The 8,086-nt window shown below is 45.1% G+C and carries 7 protein-coding genes and 1 tRNA gene; 6 read left to right on the forward strand and 2 right to left on the reverse strand.

From position 1 onward, the window contains the following. Nucleotides 1-5: 5 nt before the first annotated feature. From NBH06_RS12610 to NBH06_RS12635, 6 genes are all read left to right on the forward strand, one after another. On the forward strand, nt 6-1,724 hold the full coding sequence (locus NBH06_RS12610; protein WP_021890867.1) for a nickel-dependent hydrogenase large subunit: 1,719 nt from the start codon (nt 6-8) through the stop codon (nt 1,722-1,724). A 24-nt stretch (nt 1,725-1,748) separates the two neighbouring features. Continuing rightward, nucleotides 1,749-2,510 carry a Ni/Fe-hydrogenase, b-type cytochrome subunit gene (gene cybH / locus NBH06_RS12615; protein WP_021890868.1) on the forward strand — a complete coding sequence of 254 codons (762 nt, stop codon included), beginning with the start codon at nt 1,749-1,751 and terminating at the stop codon, nt 2,508-2,510. Beyond that, complete coding sequence (locus tag NBH06_RS12620; protein WP_021890869.1) at nt 2,479-3,000, forward strand: hydrogenase maturation protease; 522 nt, start codon at nt 2,479-2,481, stop codon at nt 2,998-3,000. Before cybH ends, NBH06_RS12620 begins: the two co-directional genes overlap by 32 nt. 371 nt (nt 3,001-3,371) lie before the next feature. After that, nucleotides 3,372-4,214: a DUF4886 domain-containing protein gene (locus tag NBH06_RS12625; protein ID WP_046412066.1), complete on the forward strand. Its 843-nt coding sequence runs from the start codon at nt 3,372-3,374 to the stop codon at nt 4,212-4,214. 11 nt (nt 4,215-4,225) lie between these two features. Further along, entirely contained in the window at nt 4,226-5,044 is an 819-nt protein-coding gene (locus NBH06_RS12630) for an endonuclease/exonuclease/phosphatase family protein (protein WP_046412067.1), read from the forward strand. 288 nt (nt 5,045-5,332) lie between these two features. Continuing rightward, nucleotides 5,333-6,400 (forward strand): MBL fold metallo-hydrolase, encoded by a 1,068-nt coding sequence (locus tag NBH06_RS12635; RefSeq protein WP_337761792.1) that lies wholly within the window; start codon nt 5,333-5,335, stop codon nt 6,398-6,400. A 177-nt stretch (nt 6,401-6,577) separates the two neighbouring features. Here the strand turns inward: NBH06_RS12635 and NBH06_RS12640 are convergent. Next, nucleotides 6,578-6,651, reverse strand: a tRNA-Asp gene (locus tag NBH06_RS12640). 150 nt (nt 6,652-6,801) lie between these two features. Continuing rightward, nucleotides 6,802-7,836, reverse strand: a complete 1,035-nt coding sequence (asnA, locus tag NBH06_RS12645) for an aspartate--ammonia ligase (protein WP_250794619.1) — start codon at nt 7,834-7,836, stop codon at nt 6,802-6,804. Nucleotides 7,837-8,086: the final 250 nt, after the last annotated feature.

The following is an 8,086-nucleotide window of genomic DNA, read 5'->3' on the forward strand; positions in this document are numbered from 1 at the left end:
GAATTATGACTAAACGAATTGTTGTAGACCCTATTACGAGAATCGAGGGCCACCTCCGCATGGAAGCCGATATAGAAAACGGTGTCATCACCGATGCTTTCAGTACCGGGACGATGATACGAGGAATCGAGATCATTGTCAAGGACCGCGATCCCCGCGACGTTTGGGCATACGTGGGCCGAGTATGCGGAGTCTGTACCTCCATACATTCGCTCTGTTCTGTCAGGGCAGTCGAAGATGCGCTACACATCGTCATTCCGCCGAATGCCGAGCAGGTGAGAAACCTCATGCAATCGGCCGTAACCATACAAGATCACGTTACACACTTCTATCAATTACAGGCTCTCGACTGGGTCGATGTCATGTCGGCCTTGAATGCCGACCCCAGAAAGGCTGCCGAAGTGGCGCAAAGCCTATCGGAATGGCCTAAAAACTCCATCGGTTATTTTGTCGAAATACAAAAGAAAATACGCACGTTCATAGAGACCAGCAAATTCAGTATTTTCTCCAACGGATATTGGGGACACCCGGCCTATAAACTTCCGCCGGAAGTGAATCTCGTGGCTTTGGCTCACTATCTCGAAGCGCTCGAAGTTCAAAAAGAAATCGTCAAAGTCCAAACCATTTTCGGAGGGAAAAATCCCCACCCCAATTTCTTGGTCGGGGGTATGGCCTGCGCCGTCAACATAAACGATCCCAACGCCCTCAACATGGAACGGTTGAATTATGTCGCTCAAATCATTGAACGTACGCAGACCTTCGTCCGCCAAGTCTACCTTCCAGATGTTCTGGCCATACTTTCCTATTACCCCGAATGGACGAAAATAGGCGGAGGGCTGCATAATTATATCGCCTATGGAGATTACCCTATGGGTAACTACGGGGAACTGTCGACCTATAAAAGTCCGAGGGGTATTGTCGTCGGTCGCGACTTATCGAAAGTCGTCGAATTCGATCCCTGGGCTATGGACGGGCTGTTGGAATTTGTCAACAATTCGTGGTATTCCTATACGCAAGGCAAAGATGTGGGGCTTCACCCGTCGGTCGGCGAAACTCATCTGAACTACACGGGTGCTACGCCACCCTATGAATACCTCGATAGAGACCAGCCTTACAGTTGGATCAAAACTCCCCGATACAAAGGTATGCCTATGGAAACAGGGCCATTGGCCCGTAATATCGTAGGACATGCATCGGGCAACGAAGCCTATAAAGAAATCACACAACGGTGTTTGAAGCAACTGAATGTCCCCTACGAAGCGATGTACTCCACAGCCGGGCGTACTTTGGCACGAGCTATCGAAGCAAATTTATTGGCAGACTGGCAAACCGAGTTTTACACGGCTTTACTGCAAAACATAAAGAACGGAGACTACCGTATGTTCAACGGTATAAAATGGGAACCCGACACTTGGCCGGAAGCAGCGCAAGGTGTAGGACTCACCGAAGCCCCGAGGGGTGCACTGGCCCACTATGTAGGCATTAAAGATAAAAAAGTCTTCAATTACCAAATGGTCGTTCCTACTACATGGAACGCCTCTCCTCGCGACACCAAAGGACAACATTCGGCTTTCGAGGCCTCCCTTATCGGGACTCCGGTCATCGATCCCCGACTGCCGCTCGAAATCATACGCACCATACACTCGTTCGACCCCTGTATGGCATGTGCCGTACATCTATATGACGAAAACGGTGAACACATACACCGATGTGAAATGTTATAATATAAACCCCAAGCAGTTGAATATATGATAAGCCGGAAAAAATCTTTACGTGAAGTCTACGTGTGGGAACTCCCCGTACGCATATTCCATTGGGTCAACGCAACAGCTATCGTCGCACTATGCGTTACCGGATACATTATCGGCAACCCACCCGCTATACAACATGCCACTCCACCCGAAGCTAACTATTGGTTCGGTTGGGTACGGTTTATCCATTTCGCTGCCGCATTTGTTTTCATTCTCAACTTTATTGTTCGCCTATATTGGGCTTTCGCCGGTAACTCGTTCGCCCGATGGAACAATTACCTCCCCCTCACCCGAAAACAGTGGAGGAGTATTTTCGATACCACCAAAGTCGATGTATTGTTGTTGTCGCCGAAACCGGTCTATGACATAGGACACAATAGCTTGGCCGCCTTTACATACTTCGGGGTCTTCGTCCTATTCATTATCCAAACCGTCACAGGACTAGCCATGTTCTGCGTGTCCACCAACAATGTTATGGAACCCTTTTTCACTTGGGTATTACTCAAATGCGGAGGGTTCTTCGTCGTAAGGCAAATACATCATATCGCCATGTGGGCATTCATTCTCTTTACGATTGCCCACATATATCTGGTATTTTACCACGACTATATCGAACGAAACGGAATAGCCTCCTCGATCATAGGAGGCTGGAAATTCGTTCGGGAGGATTTGGCGGAAGAGTACGAGACCGAACAAAAACAGCAACAACAACTTCAAAAACAAAAAGATGGAATCGCAAACGAAACAACCGAAAAATAATCCTACACCCGATAAGATACTCGTTTTGGGAATAGGAAACCTCGTACTCAACGACGAGGGTATAGGAATACACGTAGTCAATGCTCTAAGCGAGATGGAGATACCACAAGGTGTGGACGTGCTAGACGGTGGAACCGGTGGCCTTGCCCTGTTGGAAACATTGCAAAGTTACCGGCAACTTATTCTCGTAGACGCAGCACTCGACAACAACCCAGTCGGGACGATTCGGCGATTATCGCCCCAATATTCCAAAGACTATCCGCCCCTGCTAAGTGCACACGAAATAGGATTGAAAGAAATGATAGACGCCATGCTATTACTCGGACAAGCACCCCGTATCGAACTACTTGCCATCAGTGTGCGCAACTGTCATCACTTAGGCATGCAACTATCGCCCGAAGCAAGAAAAGCCATACCACAGGTATTGCAACTTATTTTTGAAATCATCAACGACCTGCAACACGATCGCTGCTTGATGGGAGCCGAGTAAAATCGCATATCCCGACTCGGCGAAATCAGAAATTTTATATTTCGTCGTAAACCGTCCCATCGTTATATCGGTCATTGTTACAGAACGATATATTTAGAAGCTGTTTTAAATTTATAGAGAAATAATATTATCATTGCAAGCAGGTATGTTCCGGCCATATTGCGCCCCTGTCTCGAATCTAGAATCCCTTGATTTTTGTCAATAGCCCGCTATTGACTGCATATCTCGGACTCCAATCTGCTTCAACATAGGTCTCAATCTGTCTCGGAATAAATTTAAAACAGCTTCTAAAAAAGTATCGATTTTTGAATCGCCGATAGAAAAAATTGAGTAATTTGGCAACATAATTCGAAAAATTTAAATCATCACTTATGAAAACAAAAAATTCCTTTCTGCTTATTTTATGCTTGCTATTATTTTCTTCTTTACATGCCCAAAACGAACCTGTTAAGATATTGGCTATCGGAAACAGTTTTGCCGACGACGGAATCGAATACCTTGACGAAATCGCTATCTCGGCAGGAAAACACATTATCGTCGCCAACACTTATATCGGCGGGTGCTCTATCCAAAGACACCTCGATAACGCCCGGCACGACAAACACGATTACAAATACAGAAAAAATATAGATGGGAAATACACCGAAGAAAAAGGGAAGAGTCTATTGGAAGCCCTGAAAGACGAGGAATGGGACTACATTGTATTTCAACAAGCAAGCTCTTTCGCCGGACAATACAGCTCTTATTTCCCCGAATTGAAAGAACTCATGGAATACGTCAAGGCGAATGCAACCAATCCGAATGTAAAATACGCCATGCAACAAACTTGGGCTTATGCAAAAGACTCCAACCACCCTGGATTTTTCAGATACGGGAAAAACCAAAAAGCCATGTATGAAGATGTCGTATTTTCTTATGACAAAGCGGCTCAAAAACAAAACATATCGATCGTCATACCCACCGGAACAGCTATTCAGAACGGACGTAGCAGTAGCTTGGGTGATACATTCTGCCGTGACGGTTACCATCTGGATTTAAAATACGGCCGCTATACGGCTGCTTGTGTATGGTTCGAAACATTCTTCGGAGAATCTCCGATAGGCATTACCTATCGTCCCGAAGGAGTTACCGATGAACAAGCGTCGATAGCACAACATGCTGCTCATTTCGCCATACTCCGTCCTACTTCTGTAACCGATATGAGTAACTTTTAATACACGGTATCATGATTCAACATATTAAAAATATTACTATCCTCTTTTTTCTCCTACTCTCCTTATCGGTAAGTGCTTGTTCAAAAGATGATTTCACCCCTGCCTATCCCAAAAGCGAGGGTGTAACCCGTCTCGTTTCCTACAACGTAGGTGTTTTTGCCAAATATGCAAAAAGCGGTTACAAGATGACGGCTCGCATGATGAAAGAACTGGATGCCGATGCCGTCTGCATGCAAGAACTGGACAGTTGTACGACTCGTACCAAACACGTTTTCCAAGTGAAACGTTTTGCCGAACTCATGGGGTGGGAATATGTCTATGCCAAAGCCATGCCCTATCAAGGAGGATATTATGGTACAGGACTTGCCTGTAAAGATAAAATTCTGAAAAAATTTTCCATCGCTCTACCACAAGGCGGAGAACCTCGTACCGTAGCCGTAGCCGAGCTCGAAGACTACATTATAGCCTCTACTCACCTCGATTTGCAAAAAGAGACACAATTGGAAGAGGTAGAAGTCATCAACAAAACTTTTACCGAATTATATAAAGATTGCCCCAAACCGATATTCTTGTTAGGAGATATGAATGCTGAGCCAAACTCCGAGACCATTCAGATGCTCAAAACATGTTGGGACATTCTTTCGGTAGAAGGAAACACATACTCGTCTCATAATCCCGACAAATGTATCGACTTCATTCTACAATTGAAAAATGGTGTGAAATGCGAAGTCATCGAATCCAAAGTACCCACCGTATTTCATACGGGCGACGTAACCCAAGCATCGGACCACCTGCCTATTTACGTAGACGTGAAGATTCCAAAAAATTAATATTTCCTTTACTGAACAAACGCTCTCCCCGGCACGGTGCTGTCGGGGAGAGCGTTTTAGCCCGCCAATCGGTAAAAATGGTAGATATATCGGTAATTCATATAAATGAGATACACAAAAATGACGTAATTTCGTATTGAACAAAAATGATCTATCCATTTTAAAGAAAGCCTTATGAACCGATTCATCGCTATTTTAGTTTCTTATAGCCTCGATATCGGCATACTGCGATTCACCAAATGAAAACCGAAAAAGAAAAGCAGCCGGGTAGTTCGTAATCTTACATGTATGAGACGTATGACACTATATATTCTATTAGGTATAATCATATCGATAACCATCGCAGGCATTGCCTTCCTGCACCAGCCGAGTTTCGGACGGTTACCGAAAGGAGAACGACTGGAACATATCAAACGTTCACCTAACTATCGGGAAGGAGAATTTAGAAATATCGACACGACCATATTAATGACATCGCACAAAAGCCGACTATCCGGGATATGGAGTTTTCTGTTTCGCAAAGTAGAAGGATTACGCCCCGACGAACCCATTCCCGCCATAAAAACCGCTCTCCGTAAAATCCCGCTCGAAGAAAATGCTTTGGTATGGTTCGGACACTCGTCTTATCTATTGCAAGTCGATGAAAAACGTATATTGGTAGACCCGGTGTTCTGTATGGCTTCGCCCGTATCGTTCGTCAACAAACCTTTCCGAGGGACAGAAATCTATTCTCCCGACGACATGCCAGACATCGACTACCTCGTTATTTCCCACGACCATTGGGACCACTTGGACTATCATACGGTCAAACAATTGAAAGGCCGCATTGGGAAAGTAGTCTGTCCATTGGGTGTGGGCGAACACTTCGAACATTGGGGTTTCGATAAATCCCGAATCATAGAACTCGATTGGAAAGAGAGCGCAACACTCTCTCAGCAATTCATCATACACTGTCTGCCCAGCCGTCATTTCTCAGGCCGAGGACTCACTCCGAATCAAACCTTGTGGGCATCATTCTTGCTTGAAACACCCGACCGAAAAATTTTCATCGGAGGAGACGGCGGATACGGTTCCCACCTCAAACAAATAGGCGAACAATTCCCCGATATAGACTTGGCCATATTGGAAAATGGACAGTACAACGAGGATTGGAAATATATCCACACCATGCCCTCCTTATTAGAGCAGACGATAAAAGACCTCGGAGTTCACAGAGTCCTTACCGTACATCACTCTAAATACGCTCTCGCCCGTCATCGGTGGGACGAACCTTTGAAAAATGCCCGCAACTTGTCTCGCAATGACTCGCTGACTATCCTTATGCCTGTTATCGGCGAAGTGGTGAACCTCTTCTGAACGACATAATACGAAAAGTTTCTTCCCTACGAAGCCGTTATATAAATAAAAGCCAGATTGGGAATAACTCTCCTCACCAGACATATATCCCGCAGCGGGGAATTACATTTAATCACCATTTGTAAAAATTAAAAAAGCAAAGCTCCGAAATTTTTAAATTTCAGAGCCTTGCTTTTGCGGTGCGGACGGGACTCGAACCCGCGACCCCATGCGTGACAGGCATGTATTCTAACCAGCTGAACTACCGCACCAGTTTCGTTTTGCGTGTGCAAAGATAGAACGCTTTTTTCAATTCTGCAACTCTTCGATTCAAAAAAAATAGAATTATTTATTTCTTATTATCTCCGACAGAAATACAAGGAAATTGAAAGAGTCTCATATTCAACGCAAAACTCACACAATTAAAGCAAATGAATATTATGCCGCGCACACTCGGCAATTTGCTCCTCGGGCCAAATACTGGCCTGCACCTCGCCAATGTGTGCCTTTTGCAAAAGAAACATCGAGAAACGCGATTGCCCTATCCCCCCGCCTATCGAGAGGGGTAACTCGTCATTCAACAGAGCCCGATGGAAAGAAAGCTGAGCCCGCTCGGGACAACCGCAAATATCGAGCTGACGCAACAGAGCCTCTTTATCCACCCGTATCCCCATCGACGAAAGCTCGACCGGAGTTCCCAACACGGTATCCCAAAAGATAATATCGCCGTTCAGGCCCAAATAACCATCGCTGTTGGGAGTCGTCCAATCGTCATAGTCGGGAGCGCGCCCGTCATGACGAGTTCCGTCGCTAAGCTGCTGTCCTATACCGATAAGGAATACGGCCCCATACCGACGGGCAACGGCGGCTTCCCGTTCTTTCGGAGACAAACGAGGATACTCTTGCAACAACTCCTCGGTATGTATAAATGTAATCTCGTCGGGCAAAGTCGGTGTAATGTGAGGAAACTCGGCATAGATGAGACTCTCGCTCTCTTTGATAACCTTATAAATACTTTTCACGGTCTTTTTAAGGTATTCGACATTACGATCCTCCCGTGTAATCGTCTTCTCCCAGTCCCATTGATCGACATACAACGAATGAAGATTGTCAAGTTCTTCGTGTGTGCGAATCGCATTCATATCGGTATAAAGCCCGAATCCCGGTGCAATGTCATATGCACCCAATTTCACCCGCTTCCACTTGGCGAGCGAGTGAACGACCTCGGCCTGTCGCCCGCCCATATCGGCAATGGGAAAAGATACCGCCCGCTCGCTTCCATTCAAGTCGTCGTTCAGCCCCGTACCGGAAAGAACGAACAAAGGAGCTGTTACCCGACGCAAGTTAAGCGTCTTGGACAATCGTTCTTGAAAAGCATCTTTCAACATTTTTATTGCCATTTCGGTAGTTTCGGGCAACAACTTCAATTTATATTTCGGAGGAATTATCAGTGACATTAGGATTCTCTTTGGTTAATATTATATTCACTTCGTATAAAATATTTGCAAATATATATCATTTTTCCAATAACAGAAATTATATTATATCAAATTGAGAAGTCAAACGCACAATATTATAACTTTTACTCGTTGGTTGAATTAGATTTATAAATAATCACAAATGAAAAAGTTGCACAAATCGCAGATAATTAGTAAATTAGTGGCAGCTACACCGTTAACTACTATCAGTCTGCTTATGCGCAACTTC

Source organism: Barnesiella sp. B2-R-119, assembly GCF_023656675.1.
Lineage (GTDB): Bacteria > Bacteroidota > Bacteroidia > Bacteroidales > Barnesiellaceae > Barnesiella > Barnesiella intestinihominis.